The organism is Acidobacteriota bacterium, from assembly GCA_016716715.1.
Classification (GTDB): Bacteria; Acidobacteriota; Thermoanaerobaculia; order UBA5066; family UBA5066; genus Fen-183.
In genome coordinates this window covers 343,261-359,247 of sequence record JADJVE010000004.1, presented here as the reverse complement: position 1 = coordinate 359,247, position 15,987 = coordinate 343,261, and the positions used below count along the sequence as shown (strand labels likewise).

The 15,987-nt window shown below is 67.5% G+C and carries 9 protein-coding genes; 6 read left to right on the top strand and 3 right to left on the bottom strand.

Annotation, left to right across the window (positions count from 1 at the left end; all coding sequences use genetic code 11):
* Positions 1–3: 3 nt before the first annotated feature.
* From rpoB to IPL89_08915, 4 genes are all read left to right on the top strand, one after another.
* A complete protein-coding gene (gene rpoB / locus IPL89_08930; GenBank protein ID MBK9063307.1) occupies positions 4–4,278 on the top strand; it encodes a DNA-directed RNA polymerase subunit beta in 4,275 nt (1,424 codons plus the stop codon).
* Between the two features lie 15 nt (positions 4,279–4,293).
* Positions 4,294–8,517: a DNA-directed RNA polymerase subunit beta' gene (gene rpoC / locus IPL89_08925; GenBank protein ID MBK9063306.1), complete on the top strand. Its 4,224-nt coding sequence runs from the start codon at positions 4,294–4,296 to the stop codon at positions 8,515–8,517.
* Positions 8,518–8,658: 141 nt separating this feature from the next.
* A complete protein-coding gene (locus IPL89_08920; GenBank protein ID MBK9063305.1) occupies positions 8,659–9,009 on the top strand; it encodes a hypothetical protein in 351 nt (116 codons plus the stop codon).
* Positions 9,010–9,298: 289 nt separating this feature from the next.
* Complete coding sequence (locus tag IPL89_08915) at positions 9,299–9,487, top strand: hypothetical protein (protein ID MBK9063304.1); 189 nt, start codon at positions 9,299–9,301, stop codon at positions 9,485–9,487.
* A 990-nt stretch (positions 9,488–10,477) separates the two neighbouring features.
* Here the strand turns inward: IPL89_08915 and IPL89_08910 are convergent.
* The 3 genes from IPL89_08910 to IPL89_08900 form a co-directional block, all read right to left on the bottom strand.
* Positions 10,478–10,741: a type II toxin-antitoxin system VapC family toxin gene (locus IPL89_08910; protein ID MBK9063303.1), complete on the bottom strand. Its 264-nt coding sequence runs from the start codon at positions 10,739–10,741 to the stop codon at positions 10,478–10,480.
* A 148-nt stretch (positions 10,742–10,889) separates the two neighbouring features.
* Positions 10,890–11,147 carry a hypothetical protein gene (locus tag IPL89_08905; GenBank protein MBK9063302.1) on the bottom strand — a complete coding sequence of 86 codons (258 nt, stop codon included), beginning with the start codon at positions 11,145–11,147 and terminating at the stop codon, positions 10,890–10,892.
* A 52-nt stretch (positions 11,148–11,199) separates the two neighbouring features.
* Entirely contained in the window at positions 11,200–12,957 is a 1,758-nt protein-coding gene (locus tag IPL89_08900; protein MBK9063301.1) for a hypothetical protein, read from the bottom strand.
* Positions 12,958–12,988: 31 nt separating this feature from the next.
* On the opposite strand from IPL89_08900, the gene IPL89_08895 reads away from it, so the two are divergent.
* Together IPL89_08895 and IPL89_08890 are read left to right on the top strand one after the other, a co-directional pair.
* Entirely contained in the window at positions 12,989–13,921 is a 933-nt protein-coding gene (locus IPL89_08895; protein ID MBK9063300.1) for a squalene/phytoene synthase family protein, read from the top strand.
* Complete coding sequence (locus IPL89_08890) at positions 13,918–15,861, top strand: 1-deoxy-D-xylulose-5-phosphate synthase (protein ID MBK9063299.1); 1,944 nt, start codon at positions 13,918–13,920, stop codon at positions 15,859–15,861. The genes IPL89_08895 and IPL89_08890 overlap by 4 nt, the downstream gene beginning before the upstream one ends.
* Positions 15,862–15,987: the final 126 nt, after the last annotated feature.

The window sequence follows — 15,987 nt, the reverse complement described above, 5'->3', positions numbered from 1 at the left end:
CCCATGATCGGACGCACCCCCGCCTCCGGTGCGAAGGAACGGACGAGCTTCGGCAAGATCCGCTCCTTCCTGCCCCTTCCGAACCTCATCGACGTCCAGCGCAAGTCGTACGAGGACTTTCTCCAGATGGACCTCCTGCCCGAAGAGCGGCAGGACGTCGGTCTGCAGGCCGTCTTCAAGAGCGTGTTCCCGTTCAGCGACTTCCGTGAGACGTGCGCACTCGAGTTCGTGTCGTACCGCATCGGCGAGTGGAAGTCCCGCAGCGGCCGGCTCGAAGGCCTGCAGCACCTGCGCTTCTCGTGCGAGCACTGCGGCGCGACCGTGAAGGTGAAGGATCCGCGCGCGACGCGCGTCGAGTGCGGCGTGTGCGGCCATCCGAACGCGAACAAGGTCACGATCGACGAGGTCTGCGGGACCCCGGTCGAGCTGCGCCTCCCGTACTCGGTGGCCGAGTGCCAGGAGCGCGGCTCGACGTACTCCGTGCCGCTGAAGGTGACGTTCCGCCTCAAGGTGTTCGACAAGGAGAACGCTCCGACGGGGAAGGGTGCCCCGAAGGAGTGGCCGATCCGCGACATCAAGGAGGAAGAGGTCTACTTCGGCGAAATCCCGCTCATGACGGACAACGGGACGTTCGTCATCAACGGGACGGAGCGCGTCATCGTCTCGCAGCTCCACCGCTCGCCCGGCGTCTTCTTCACGCGCGAGGGCGCGCACACGCTCATCGGCAAGATCATTCCGTACCGCGGCTCGTGGGTGGAGTTCGAGATCGACCCCAAGGGCCTCTTCGGCGTCCGCATCGACCGCAAGCGCAAGTTCCCGGGGACGGTGTTCCTCCGGGCGCTCGGCCTCGAGAGCGACGAGCTGATCCTCAAGAAGTTCTATTCCCCGGTGAAGCTCTCGTTCGAGAAGGGCAAGGCGCGCCTCGTCCTCCCGCCCGAAATCCTCACGAAGGAAGAGCTCCGCATCAAGCACCTCCGCGGCATCCGCAAGGACGGCCGCATCTTCGCGGACGTCAAGCTGACGGCCGAGATGAAGGCCTCGCTCGCGAAGGGCGAGAACGTCGAGGTGTCCGTCGACCCGTCGAAGCTCGGCCGGGCCCTGTTCGCCGCCGACGTCGTCGACCTCGGCTCGGGCGAGGTGCTGTTCGAGACCGGCTCCGAGATCCCCGAGGATCTCGCGGCGCAGCTCGAGAGCAAGCAGGCGACTTCCGTCGAGGCGATCTTCCCGGACTGGGAGCCCATCGGCGAGACTCTCATCGCGACCCTCCGCAAGGACGGCGTGAAGACGAAGCGCGAGGCGCTTCTCGAGATCTACAAGCGCATGCGCCCCGGCGACCCGCCGACGGACGAGAGCGCGAAGAACCTCTTCGCGGGCATGTTCTTCGACCCGCGCAAGTACGACTTCTCGCGCGTCGGCCGGTTCAAGTTCAACATCCGGACGGGCCTCCACACGTCGCTCGACCAGAAGACCCTCACGGCCGAGGACTTCTACGTCGTGATCGAGCACCTCCTCGAGCTCAAGCGCGACATCGGCAAGACCGACGACATCGACAACCTCGGCAACCGCCGCGTGCGCTGCGTCGGCGAGCTCCTCGAGAACCAGTTCCGGATCGGCCTCGTCCGCATGGAGCGCGCGATCAAGGAGAAGATGTCCGTCCACCAGGACATCGACTCGGCGATGCCGCACGACCTCATCAACTCCAAGCCCGTCATCGCGGCGATCAAGGAGTTCTTCGGGTCCTCGCAGCTCTCGCAGTTCATGGACCAGACGAACCCCCTCTCCGAGGTCACGCACAAGCGGCGTCTCTCGGCCCTCGGGCCGGGCGGCCTCTCGCGCGAGCGCGCCGGGTTCGAGGTGCGCGACGTCCACGCCACGCACTACGGCCGCATCTGCCCGATCGAGACGCCGGAAGGCCCGAACATCGGCCTCATCTCGTCGCTTTCGTGCTTCGCCCGCATCTCCGAGTTCGGGTTCATCGAGAGCCCGTACAAGAAGGTCAAGAACGGGCGCGTCCTCGACCACTACGAGATCGTCACGGTCGGCGACTCCGGGTGGAAGAAGGGCCAGATCGTCGAGGCCGAGGAGCTCGAAGAGGCGGTCCACCGCCTGAAGAAGGGCCACAAGCGCCAGCCGGTCGGCCGCCCGACGGCGTTCTTCCAGCCCGCCTGGGAAGAGGAGAACTACACGATCGCCCAGGCGAACGCCGAGGTCGACGACAAGGGCCGGTTCACCGAGGACCGCATCGTTGCCCGCGCCGGCGGCGAGTTCATCACGATCGAGAAGGACAAGATCGAGTTCATGGACGTGTCGCCGAAACAGCTCGTTTCGGTCGCCGCGGCGCTCATCCCCTTCCTCGAGCACGACGACGCGAACCGCGCGCTCATGGGCTCGAACATGCAGCGCCAGTCGGTGCCGCTCCTGCGCACGGAGCCGCCGCTCGTCGGCACGGGCCTCGAGGGCATCGTCGCGCGCGACTCCGGCGCCGTCGTGACGTGCAAGCGCGACGGGATCGTCGACACCGTCGACGCCCGCCGCATCATCGTGCGCGTCCAGATCACCGGGGACGACGGCGAGACGAAGGACTTCGGCGCGGACATCTACCCGCTCCTGAAGTTCCGCCGCTCGAACCAGAACACCTGCATCAACCAGAAGCCGATCGTGAAGGAAGGCGACCGCGTCGTGGCGGGCCAGGTCCTCGCGGACGGCCCCTGCACGTCGCAGGGCGAGCTCGCGCTCGGCCGGAACATCCTCGTCGCGTTCATGCCGTGGCGCGGCTACAACTACGAGGACGCGATCCTCATCTCCGAGAAGATGGTCAAGGAGGACTACTACACCTCCATCCACATCGAGGAGTTCGAGATCGAGGCGCGCGAGACGAAGCTCGGCGCCGAGGAGATCACGAAGGACATCCCGAACGTCTCGGAGCACGCGCTCCGCGACCTGGACGACTCCGGCATCGTGCGCATCGGCGCGAACGTCAAGCCGGGCGACATCCTCGTCGGCAAGGTCACGCCCAAGGGCGAGACGCAGCTGACCCCCGAGGAGAAGCTCCTCCGCGCGATCTTCGGCGAGAAGGCCGGCGACGTGCGCGACGCCTCGCTCAAGTGCCCCCCGGGCATCGAGGGCGTCGTCGTGGACGTGAAGATCTTCACGCGCAAGGACGAAGAGAAGCAGAAGGACGCGCGCGCCAAGCAGATTCTCGACGAGGAGATCGGGCGCCTCACGAAGAACGCCGACGACGAGATCCGCATCATCCGCACCGAGGCGAAGGAGAAGATTGAATCGCTCCTCGCCGGCCGGACCGTCCTCGAGGACGTGTCCGACTCGCAGGGCAACGTTCTCGTCAAGGAGGGCGGCAAGCTCACGGTCGAGAAGATCGGGATGATGACGCCCCGCATGCTCAAGGGGCTCAAGCTGAAGGACGAGGAGATCCGCGACCAGGTGCGGCTCATCCTCCAGCGCACGGACTCGCAGATCGACGTCATCAAGAAGGTCAGCGCCGACCGCGTGGCTCTCCTCGCCAAGGGCGACGAGCTCGCGCCCGGCGTCAACAAGACGGTCAAGGTCTTCGTCGCGATGAAGCGCAAGCTGCAGGTCGGCGACAAGATGGCCGGACGCCACGGCAACAAGGGCGTCATCAGCCGGATCCTCCCCGAGGAGGACATGCCGTACCTTCCGGACGGCACGCCGGTCGAGATCGTCCTCAACCCCCTCGGCGTTCCCTCGCGCATGAACGTCGGGCAGATCCTCGAGACCCACCTCGGGTGGGCCGCGCGGGCGCTCGGCATGAACATCGCGACGCCGGTCTTCGACGGCTGCTCCGAGGAGGAGATCCGCGCCCTGCTGCGCAAGGCGGACCTCCCCGTGGGCGGCAAGACGGTGCTCTACGACGGCATGACGGGCTCGCGCTTCGAGCAGGAAGTCACCGTCGGCTACATCTACATGCTCAAGCTCTCGCACCTCGTGGACGACAAGATCCACGCGCGCTCGATCGGCCCCTATTCGCTCATCACGCAGCAGCCCCTGGGCGGCAAAGCCCAGTTCGGCGGCCAGCGTTTCGGCGAGATGGAGGTCTGGGCCCTCGAGGCCTACGGCGCGGCGTACACGCTCCAGGAGCTCCTCACCGTCAAGTCCGACGACGTCGAGGGCCGCTCCAAGGTGTACGAGGCGATCGTCAAGGGCGAGGTTCCGGACGAGCCGGGCCTGCCCGAATCTTTCAACGTCCTCGTCCGCGAGCTGCAGTCGCTCTGCCTCGACGTCGAGCTGCTGAAGGTTTAAGGAGAAGAGGAATACATGGAAGCCTTTTCGCCCTCTTCCGGTTTCCCCGGCGCCGGCACGGTGTCTCCGTTCCGCAACCCGGGCCCCCGTGACTTCAACGCCATCAAGATCGCCCTCGCCAGCCCCGAGAAGATCCGCTCGTGGTCGTTCGGCGAGGTGACGAAGCCCGAGACGATCAACTACCGCACGTTCAAGCCGGAACGCGACGGCCTGTTCTGCGCGAAGATCTTCGGCCCGATCACCGACTGGGAATGCCTCTGCGGCAAGTACAAGCGGATGAAGCACCGCGGCGTCGTCTGCGACAAGTGCGGCGTCGAGGTCACGAAGTCGAAGGTCCGGCGCGAGCGCATGGGCCACATCGAGCTCGCGGCTCCCGTGTCGCACGTGTGGTTCTTCAAGGGGCTGCCGAGCCGCATCGGGCACCTGCTCGACCTCACGCTCCGCGACCTCGAGCGGATCCTCTACTTCGAGCAGTACGTCGTCATCGACCCGGGCCCGCTCTCGGAGGACGAGAACCTCGAGGTCAAGAGCCTCATCACGGAAGAGAAGTTCCGCGAGCTCAAGGTCAAGTACGGCGTCGACGCGTTCGTCGCGAAGATGGGCGCCGAGGCGATCCAGGAGCTCCTCCAGAGCGTCAACATCGACGACCTGGCCGAGGAGCTGCGTCTCGTCATGAAGACGGAGACGTCCGCGCTCAAGCGCCTCAAGGCGGCCAAGCGTCTCAAGGTCGTCGACGCGTTCCGCCGTTCGGGCCACCGGCCCGAATGGATGATCCTGAACGTCATTCCGGTCATTCCCCCCGAGCTTCGCCCTCTCGTCCCCCTGGACGGAGGACGGTTTGCGACGTCGGACCTCAACGACCTCTATCGCCGCGTCATCAACCGCAACAACCGGCTCAAGAAGCTCCTCGAGCTCCGCGCTCCGGAAGTCATCGTGCGCAACGAGAAGCGCATGCTCCAGGAGGCCGTCGACGCCCTGTTCGACAACGGCCGCCGCGGCCGCGTCCTGAAGGGCTCGAACAACCGCCCCCTCAAGTCGCTGTCCGACACGCTCAAGGGCAAGTCGGGCCGCTTCCGCCAGAACCTCCTCGGCAAGCGCGTCGACTACTCGGGCCGCTCCGTCATCGTCGTCGGGCCGGAGCTCAAGCTCCACCAGTGCGGCCTGCCGAAGAAGATGGCCCTCGAGCTCTTCAAGCCGTTCATCTACCACCGGCTCGAGCAGAAGGGGATCACCTCCACCATCAAGGCGTCCAAGGAGCTCGTCGAGCAGGCGCCGAACGAGGTGTGGGACGCCCTCGAAGAGGTCATCAAGGAGCACCCGGTGCTCCTGAACCGCGCGCCCACGCTCCACCGCCTCGGCATCCAGGCGTTCGAGCCGGTCCTCATCGAGGGCAAGGCGATCAAGATCCACCCGCTCGTCTGCGCGGCGTTCAACGCGGACTTCGACGGCGACCAGATGGCCGTCCACGTCCCGCTCTCGCCGAAGGCGCAGGTCGAGGCGCAGGTCCTGATGCTGTCCTCGCACAACATCCTGTCGCCCGCGCACGGCAAGCCCCTCACGGTGCCGTCGCAGGACCTCGTGCTCGGCCTCTACTACCTCACCCGCCGCAAGGAAGGGTGCAAGGGCGAAGGCCGCGTCTTCTCGAGCTTCGACGAAGTCACCCTCGCGCACGACGCCGGCGAGGTCGACACGCACGCCGGGATCGCGGTGCGCTTCACGGGCAGCCTCATCGACCTCGAGAGCCAGGTCCTCAACGACCAGGACATCGTCCACACGGACCCGATCGCCTGCAACCGCACGCGCATCGAGACGACGGTCGGACGCGTCCTGCTCTCGGCGAACCTGCCGCCCGAGCTGCCGTTCCTGAACGGCACGCTGAAGAAGAAGGGCCTGCAGGACCTCGTCAACTACTGTTTCGTGACCTACGGCCTCGAGCGCACGGTCGAGATCCTCGACATCGTCAAGGCTCTCGGCTTCACGGTCGCGACCCAGGCCGGCATTTCGATCGGCGTCGACGACATGCGCATCCCGGGCAACAAGACCGAGCTCGTGAACCGCGCGCGCAAGGAAGTCCTCGAGGTCGAGAACCAGCGCCAGCAGGGCGCCATCACCGACGGCGAGCGCCACAACAAGATCATCGACATCTGGCACCGCATCACCGAGACCGTGGCGGAAGCCATGTTCAAGGAGATGAAGGCGTCGGACGGCGTCGGCGGCGGGGAGTTCAACCCCATCTACATGATGGCCGACTCCGGCGCGCGTGGCTCGAAGGAGCAGGTCCGGCAGCTCGCCGGCATGCGCGGCCCCATGTCCAAGCCCTCGGGCGAGGTCATGGAGCAGCCGATCATCTCGAACTTCCGCGAAGGCCTCACCGTGCTCGAGTACTTCATCTCGACGCACGGCGCGCGCAAGGGCCTCGCCGACACGGCGCTCAAGACGGCCGACTCCGGCTACCTCACGCGCCGCCTCGTCGACGTCGCCCAGGACGTCATCATCACGCAGGAAGACTGCGAGACCGTCGACGGGATCGTGGTGTCCGCCATCGTCGAGGGCGGCGAGATCCTCGAGCCGCTCCGCGACCGCATCGTCGGCCGGATCGTCCAGGAAGACGTCTTCGACCCGGCGAACGACGAAGCCCTCGTCGCCGCGAACGACACGATCACGGAGGAGCTGGCCGGCAAGATCCAGGAAGCCGGCATCGAGCGCGTCAAGATCCGCTCGGTCCTCACGTGCGAGACGCGCCGCGGCGTCTGCCGCAAGTGCTACGGGCGCAACCTCGCCACGGGCGACCTCGTCGACATCGGCGAGGCGGTGGGCGTCATCGCCGCCCAGTCCATCGGCGAGCCGGGCACGCAGCTGACGATGCGTACGTTCCACTACGGGGGAACGGCTCGAGTGTCTGAAGCGGCGAAGCACGTCGCGAAGAACCCCGGCATCATCAAGCTGCTCAACGCGAACCTGGTCAGCAAGAAGGACGGCACGAAGGTCGTCGTCAACCGCAACTCGAAGCTCGTCCTCCTCGACGCCAAGGGGCGCGAGAAGGAGCGCTACTCGCTCGCCTACGGCTCCGCCCTCAAGGTGGTCGACGGCGAAGAGGTGAAGCCCGGCCAGCTCCTCGTGAGCTGGGACCCGTTCGCGTCGCCGATCCTCTCGGAGATCGCGGGCAAGGTCGCCTACAAGGACATCCTCGAAGGCGAGAACCTGCGCGAGGAGACGGACAAGGTCACGGGCCTCACGCAGAAGATCGTCGTCGAGACGACCGGCACGACCGAGAAGCGCTCGCCGACTCTCGTCGTCACGGGCAAGAACGGGGAGGAGCGCAAGTACGCGCTGCCGATCCCGTCGCACCTCATGATCGCCGACGGCGACTCGGTGTACCCGGGCGACGCCCTCGCGAAGAAGCCCGTCGAGAAGAAGCGCACCCGCGACATCGTCGGCGGTCTCCCGCGCGTCGTCGAGCTCTTCGAGGCCCGGCGCCCGAAGGAGCCGGCCGTCATCACCGAGATCTCCGGCGTCGTGCACCACGCGGGCACCGTGAAGGGCCAGCAGAAGATCGTCGTCGAGTCCGAGGACGGCCAGAAGCGCGAGATGCTCGTCCCGCGCGGCGCGCACGTCATGGTCCAGGACGGCGAGAGGGTGGAGGCGGGCGATCCGCTCACCGAGGGCGATCCGTCGCCGCACGACATCCTCGCGGTCAAGGGCGAGAAGGAGCTGCAGCGGTACATGACCGACAAGATCCAGGAGGTCTACCGCTCGCAGGGCGTCGGCATCAACGACAAGCACATCGAGGTCATCGTCCGCCAGATGATGCGGAGCGTCCGCATCGAAGAGGTCGGCGACACGGAGTTCCTCGTCGACGAGCAGGTCGACCGCTTCCGGTTCAACGAGGAGAACGACCGCATCCTGAACGCCGGCGGCAAGGCCGCCCAGGGCCGCCCGCTGCTCCTCGGGATCACGAAGGCGTCGCTCTCGACGGACTCGTTCGTCTCGGCCGCGTCGTTCCAGGAAACGACGCGCGTCCTGACGGAGGCGTCCATCGCGGGCAGGGTGGACCTCCTCCGCGGCCTCAAGGAGAACGTCATCGTCGGGCGGCTCATCCCCGCCGGCACCGGCATGGACTACTACCGCAACGTCGTCCTCGAACGGGAAGAGATCCCGCCCGCGCCCGAGGAGACGGAGGAGCTCTACTTCGACGACGAGACGCCGGTCATCGCGGCGGATCTCGACGACGAAGTCTGATCCTTCGATCCCATCGTTCCCTCAAGGGCCGGCGCAAGCCGGCCCTTTTCTTCTTGTGGTCAATTCGGCGATGCCTTCGGCCTCGGAGACTGACCGGCCATCAATTCCGCCGAGGCGATTCTTGCATCTCTCGATCTGGAATTGCCGTTTCAGCGGCCGCCGTTCGGCTATCTGCTGAGCCTCGTCGCCGTTCTGTTGGCCTGGGGCGTCCTTGTCGCCCTCTACATGTCCCTCGTCGCCTTCTTTGCCGGCGTTGCGGTCCTCGGCGGGTTCTGGGTGCCACACGCGAAGGGCCTCTGGGAGCTCGCCTTCGCCCTGGGCTGCGTCGCGTTCGGCGCCACGGTCGCTCTTTTCCTGTTGAAGCCGGTTTTGCGTGCGTTTGGGGACGAACGGTGGGCGCTCCACGGCGACGAGCCGCTTCTCTTCGCGTACGTCGCCGCCTGCGCGGCTCTGGGGCAAGACCCCGATCGCATGTCGCGGACACGGGCGTAACGCGTCGCGGGCACCTGAATCTCCTCAGCCTTCGCCAGGGCGTCTGAGCTCACGCTGGGCTCCCGTGGAGGCCCTTGGGTCTGCGCACGAGTTCGGACTTCCGGCAGGGGTCGGGCGCGCCTCCGGATCGTGAGGGCGTGAACCGCTGGTTCTACCGGCCCCTCGAGGGGACCGTGGGACGCCGGCTCTCGGCGTCCTCGAAGACGATCCCGCCGTCCTCGTTCGACTCCCTTGCGTTGGCGGCGCTTGGTGCGGCGTGCCGTGGGTTCTCGTCGAACTCCAAATCGGCGTGGCTCTCAGCGCCTTCTTGAACAGGCAGATGGAATACGACGCCGACCGCTGGGAAGCCCTCCTTTCCGGCGGTACCGTGTTCGCGGAGACGGCTCTGAAGTTCCGAATCCTCGAGGTCTCGAGCTGGAGGGCCATGACGATCTGGTGCGTACCGCAGGGCCGCCTTGCGACGACCTGCCGGGTCTGATCGCCGCCCACGCCGGGACACCCCCACGATCCGACCCGATGCTCCGCCGCAGGGTCGGGGACAGCCACCCTGGACTCGACCCATGCGCGTCCGCGTGGGCCCGGCTGTTTCGCAATGACGCCGCGGCCTCCGTTCTCTTCTCCAACCTGCCGCGCGTCTGCCGTTCCGCATCGCTGCACTACTACCGGCAGGAACTCGGTCTGGACGTGATGTCGAAGAACCTCGCCGACCGATTGCGCCGGTGTCGCCGGGGCGGCGACCGGCGCTCCTCCAGGTGTCCCAGGTCAGGCCGTTCTTTCTCGAATACGGCTCCGTTCCGCAGGTGCCGGAAGACGCCCGGACCACCTCAAGCGCTGCATGGTCTCTTTCTCGACTGCCCGCGCGGAGTGGCGCCCCGGCGCGTGCGACCCTGCGGATGCGGGCAACCGCGGCTTCGCGCTCGCGGCTGCCGGGTTCCGTTCCGGTCTTCCGATTTCAACTTGCCGAGCGCGAGCGAGCAGGGGCTCGCGGAGGCGCGCGCGGGCCGACGCGCTCGAGGAAGCGCTGGGACCCTCGGGAAGTCAGAAGGTGCTCCGCCAGCGGTACTCCTCGCGCTCTCTGTCGTGACCCGTGTCGGCGGTGCGGGAAGGGTCGCTCGAAGGCGTCGGCTGGTGGGGGCCTGGCGGCTCTCCAGCGCGTGGAGGGAATGGGCTCAACGTCGACCTGACCGCTCGCCTTCTCGCGGTGCTCCCACCGAGGGCATGCCGAGTCGCTCACGGGAGGCGCACTCCAGCTCCTTGCCGATGTGGATCGGTGCTGCGGACGGAAGCTCGGCAGGACCCCCGTGGGGGTGGAGGGAAGTGACGATGGCCGTACCTCGTGCGTGCCGCCGGCGGTGGTACCGGCTCGTCGATGGGGCACGAGGTGCGCGGCGTTACTTCGGACGAGGCTGGAGCTGTGTTGCTCGCCGAGTGGTCGAGGCCGGCCGGCTGCCGCGCCGAAGCCGAAGAGTCAGGCCAAGGGCAGCGCGGCGATGCCGGCCTTGCGGAGCGCCGCGAGGAGGCGGCCGTCGGCCGTGACGAGCGGGGCCGCGAGCGTGCGGGCGAGGACGGCGTAGACGGCGTCGTAGACCGAGAGACCGTGGTCGAGCGCAAGGTCGAGGGCGGCCGCGCAGTTCCCCGGCGCACGGGCGGGCGCGCGCCAGGATCCGACGCGTCGCGCGCCGCGGGCTTCATGAGGCGCCGGTGGACGCGGCTCCTGAAGACGTTGGCGCACTCGACGAAGAAGAGGTCCGGGACGGCGAGCGTCCGCGGGGAGACGCCCGCGAGGAGAGCGAAGATCGCCTCCGCCTCCCGCGATCCCTCTTCCTCGAGGAACAGCTTGACGCCGACGCTCGCGTCCACGACGAGCGTGTCCGGGAAGTTCATCGGCGCTCGCGGGACCGGCGGGCTTCGTGGAGGAGCGAGAGGCTCGAGGCTCCGCGGCGCGTCTTCCCGGCCTCGCGGATCTTCCGGGCGGACCCGAGCGCGTCCTCGACGGAAAGGGCGGTCGCCACGCCGCGCGCCGTGGACGCCAGGAGGCGGATGACCTGGGCGTTCAGCGACCGCCCTTCCGACCGGGCGAGGGCGCGGATCTTCGCGTAGACGTCGTCGGGAACGTCGCGGACGTGGAGCGTCGCCATGCGGAAAGTCTAGGCCGGTGGCTGCAAAACGCAAGCATTATGCAAGCACCTGCTAGTAATCCCAGCTCTTAAGGTCCGCCCCCGGCGGCGCCGTCTTCCGGATGCGCTCGACGATCTTCGGCAGGAAGAACTGGTGGTACCTCAGGCGGGAGATCGCGTTCGGGCGTGTGTGGTCGCCGTTCCAGCAGTGCTCCGCGCGCGGCTCGTAGTCGATGAACGCGCCGGACGGCGGGTTCTTCACGGACTTCAGGACCTCCTCGGCGAGGACGACGGCGTTGTTGAGGAAGTAGTTGTCCGCCTCGCCGACGAAGATGTTCAGCTTGCCTTCGAGCTTCTTCCCGAGCCCCTTGTCCCAGTCGCGCGCGAGGATCGCCGTCAGGTCGTAGTGCTCCTTCCAGTACGCCGCGACCTCCTTGTCGATGACGCCGGTCCTCTTGTCCCAGATCGGCTTCGGGTAGCCGTCCGCGCCGACGGGGGAGTACACGGCCTGCCAGATGTCCCACTGCTCGCCCGAGCGGCCCTTCGTCCCGAGGACGAGCTCGAGCCGGTTCGTGTCCTCGACCGTCGCGGCAATGCGGCCGAAGGAGTCGCGGTGGCCGGGGCGCGGGACCCGTTTCCACGGCGCGTCGGGGAAGTACGCGTTCGACTCCGCGTAGAGGTCGAAGACCGTGTTCGCGCGGAAGTCGATCGGGTCGGGGCAGGCCGCGTAGATCCCGTTGTAGTGGTCGGGGTAGAAGACCTGGACGGCCATCGCCTCCCAGCCTCCCGTCGAACCGCCGTACGCGAAGCGCGCCCACCCGGCTCCGAGCGCGCGGTACTTCTTCTCGAGGTAGGGGAGGAGCTCGTACTCGATGGCGTCGCCGTACGGGCCGAGGTTCGCCGAGTTCACGGCGTACGAGTCGTCGTAGTAGGGGTTCGCGTGCTGAATCTCGACGACGATCGCGCGCGGGAAGCCGGGCGACGTCCAATCCTTGAAGAGCTGGTGGGCCTGCTCCTGCTGGATCCGGTTGTAGCCCTCGAGGCGGAAACGGTCGCTGTATTCCGGCTTCAGGTTCGGGTCGGGCGGCTCCTCGCGGAAGCCCGAAATCGTCTCCGGAAAGTGCCCGTGGAAGATGACGAGCGGGTAGCGGGCGTCCGGGTGCTCGTCGAACCCGAGCGGGAGGAGGACATGGGCGCCGAGAACCATGTCGCGCCCCCAGAACTTCGACAGCCGCTCGCTCCGAATACGCTCGTGCCGGACGAACTTCGTCGCCTTCGGCTCGGGGATCGGCGGGATCACGTGATCGAAGAGGATCGGGACCGTCGCGGCCCGGGACGGGTCCAACTCGACCTTTTTCGGCGTCGAAAACAAGTTTCCGGGCGCGAGGTTCCAGTGCTGGCCCTCGCCGCGGTCCATCGGCAGTTTCACGACGTGGCCGTCGGCCCGGCGAAACGTTTCGTACCTGTGGAAGACCGCCTGCACGACGTACGTGCCCTTCGGGATCGCCGCGAGGGACTCCAGCGGGTAGCCGAGGACCGCCGAGTCGACGACGGCCGGGGCGCCGGGGGCGAGCCCGTCCACGTCCACTCCAAAGATCTGCTGCGTCTTGAAGCCGATGTCGATCTGCTTGCGCGGTTCGGCCTTGTCGTCCTTCGAGAGGATGAGGAGGACCCGGCCGTCGAGGGGGCCGGGAAAGAGATCCTTCGAATAGGAGATTGCGAATCGCAGCGGGGCGACGGATGGCGCGACGGACGCCGGCGGCGCGGCCGTCGCGGTCGTAGAAAGGCCGAGGGCCAGCAGCAGGGACAGCGGGAGCCTGACGTCTTTCATGCGGACGAGAGTACCCCGGTAACATGGGCGCGTGGCCGACCTCCTCGACCTCCTCGAGAAGACGAGCCGCACGTTCGCGCTCTCGATCCCGCCGCTGCCCGAGCCCGTGCGGCGGCAGGTGACGGTCGCGTACCTCCTCTTCCGGATCGCCGACACGTTCGAGGACGCGACGCACTGGGCGCCCGCGGACCGGATCGCGGCTCTGAGAGATTTCGGATTTCTTCTGAAGAACGGGACACGGGCGGAGGCGGAGCGGCTCGGGCAGGCCTGGACGCAGGCCGGCGTTTCGCGTCACGCGGGTTACCGCGAGCTGATTGCCGAGACGCCGTTCGTCTTCGACGCGTTCGCCGCGCTGCGCCCGGAAGCGGCGGCGATTCTCCGCACCCACGTGGTCCGGTCGGCGGACGGAATGGCCGGGTTCGTCGCACGAACGAATGAGCAGGGCCTGACACTCGAGTCTTTCGAGGATCTTCGGGGCTACTGCTACACCGTAGCCGGAATCGTGGGCGAACTTCTCACCGAGCTCTTCCTACTCGAAGAATCTTCATCTTCTCTTCGACCCGCGGCATTCGATCTCCGCGCGCGAGCCCGAACCTTCGGCGAGGCGCTCCAGCTCGTGAACATTCTGAAGGACTCCGACGAGGACGCTGCCGAGGGACGCCGCTACCTGCCCGCGGACGTCCCGCGCGCCGAGGTCTTCGCGCTCGCCCGGCGGGACCTCGACACGGCGGGGGAGTACATCGACGCGTTGCACGCCGCCGGCGCGCCGGCCGGGATCCTGGAGTTCACCGCGCTGCCGGTGGCGCTCGCCTGGGCGGCCCTCGCAAAGGTGGAGGAACGGGGGCCGGGAGCGAAGGTGGGTCGTCCGGAGGTCTTCCGCATCGCGCGCGGCGTGCGCAGCGCGATCGCGCGAGGCGAGCGCCCGCCCCTGTATGATCGAACGCTTTCGGGGGAGCCTCGATGACCCTTCTCGACACCATCGGCGGGCCGGACGACCTCCGGAGCCTCGACCACGAATCGCTCGCCCGCCTCGCGGCCGAATGTCGCGAGGTGATCGTCGAGACGATCACGAGATCGGGCGGCCACCTCGCCTCGAATCTCGGCGTCGTCGAGCTCACGCTCGCGATGCACCGCGCGTTCCACAGCCCGAAGGACCGCTTCGTGTGGGACACGTCGAACCAGTGCTACACGCACAAGCTCGTCACCGGGCGCGCGGGCGGCTTCGCGACGATCCGCAAGCCGGGCGGCCTCTCCGGCTTCGCGGAACCGATGGAGAGCGACCACGACACGTTCGCCGCCGGGCACGCGGGGACTGGCCTCTCCTTCGGGATGGGCCTCGCCGTCGCGCTCCAGGGGGATCCGAACGATCCGCACGTCGTCGTCGTGGTCGGCGACGGCGCGATGACGTCGGGGACGAGCTACGAGGCGCTCAACAACATCGTCCACATCAAGCCGAAGCGGCTCGTCGTCATCCTGAACGACAACGGCTGGTCCATCTCGGAGAACGTCGGCTGGCTCGCGCACTGGCGCAACCGCTTCGAGCTCCACCCGGCCTACAAGCGCCTGACCGAGAAGGGGCACGGCCTCTTCAAGAAGCTCCCGAAGGGGGAGGAAGCCTGGGGCCTTGCGAAGAAGATCAAGAACTCCGTCGAGGGGCTCTTCTTCCCGAACCTCGTCTGGGACGAGCTCGGCTTCCACTACGTCGGGCCGATCGACGGCCACGACTTCAAGGAGCTCGAGGAGGCGCTCGCGCGGGCGAAGGAAGTTTCGAAGGACGGGACGCCCGTCGTGATCCACGCCCTCACGCACAAGGGGCGCGGCTACGACAAGGCCGAGGAGAACCCGTCGCGCTTCCACCAGCCCGGCACGCCCTCGCCGGCCGCCTCCACGGGCGCGGCGCCCACGTACTCGCAGGTCTTCGCGAAGACGCTCCTCGCGATGATGGAGAAGGACCCGAAGATCGTCGCGATCACGGCCGCGATGCTCGAGGGCACCGGGCTCGGCGAGGTCCAGAAGGTGTACCCGGGCCGGGTCTTCGACGTCGGAATCGCCGAGGAGCACGCCATCATCATGGCGGCAGGCATGGCAAAGGCCGGCCTGAAGCCCGTCGTCTCGATCTATTCGACGTTTCTCCAGCGCGGCTACGACCAGCTCATCCACGACGTCTGCCTGCAGAACCTGCCCGTGACCGTCTGCATCGACAGGGCCGGCCTCGTCGGAGACGACGGCAAGACCCACCAGGGGATCTACGACATCGCCTATACGCGGGGCATCCCGAACATGACGGTCGCTGCGCCGAAAGACGAGAACGAGCTCCAGCACCTCCTCTTCACGGCCATCGGGTCCGGCCGGCCCTTCGCGATTCGCTATCCCCGGGGCGCCGGACTCGGCGCCCCGCTCGACCCCGTCCTGAGGACGATTCCGGCGGGGAAGGGTGAGATTCTGTCGATCGGCAAGGACCTGAACCTCCTTGCCTACGGCTCCATGGTGCCCGTAGCCGAAAAGGCCGCTGCTGCCCTGAAGACCCTCGGCGTCGACTGCGGCGTTGCTAACGCTCGATTCGTCAAGCCTTTGGACGTGGCGCTCGTGGGGACTCTACTGGCCGCCTGTCCCCGTCTTCTCACGCTGGAAGAGCACCTCCATCAGGGAGGCTTCGGGAGCGCGGTCCTCGAGTCCGTCCACGCCGCCGGCCTGCCGTCCTCGGGAGTCCGTTCGCATGCGATCCCGGACCAGTTCGTCGAGCATGGCCCCCAGGCCTTTCAGCGGCAGCACTTCCGGCTGGACCCGGAAGGCGTGGTGGCCCGGGCCCGCGAGGTCTATCCGGGCCTCCTGGCGGCGGACGGTTCGGCCGCTCCGGCGCCTGCCGGCTCCCAGGCGGCCGCCGAGCCCGTTCACTGGACCTGATACTCACTCTGCCGAGGGGTTTGTCGCTTGACAGCCCACCGGGGGGTCACTATGATTCGCGGGTTTCCCCGGGGACCGGCCCGGCGTTATCCGCCGTGTCGCGCCCGGAAAACGGCCTCCTCGTGG

What these genes read in the sequence shown, in the direction of transcription:
- rpoB (MBK9063307.1), top strand. Translation starts at nt 4, where the DNA reads ATGATCGGACGCACCCCCGCCTCCGGTGCGAAGGAACGGACGAGCTTC.
- rpoC (MBK9063306.1), top strand. Translation starts at nt 4,294, where the DNA reads ATGGAAGCCTTTTCGCCCTCTTCCGGTTTCCCCGGCGCCGGCACGGTG.
- IPL89_08905 (MBK9063302.1), bottom strand. Translation starts at nt 11,147, where the DNA reads ATGGCGACGCTCCACGTCCGCGACGTTCCCGACGACGTCTACGCGAAG.
- IPL89_08900 (MBK9063301.1), bottom strand. Translation starts at nt 12,957, where the DNA reads ATGAAAGACGTCAGGCTCCCGCTGTCCCTGCTGCTGGCCCTCGGCCTT.
- IPL89_08890 (MBK9063299.1), top strand. Translation starts at nt 13,918, where the DNA reads ATGACCCTTCTCGACACCATCGGCGGGCCGGACGACCTCCGGAGCCTC.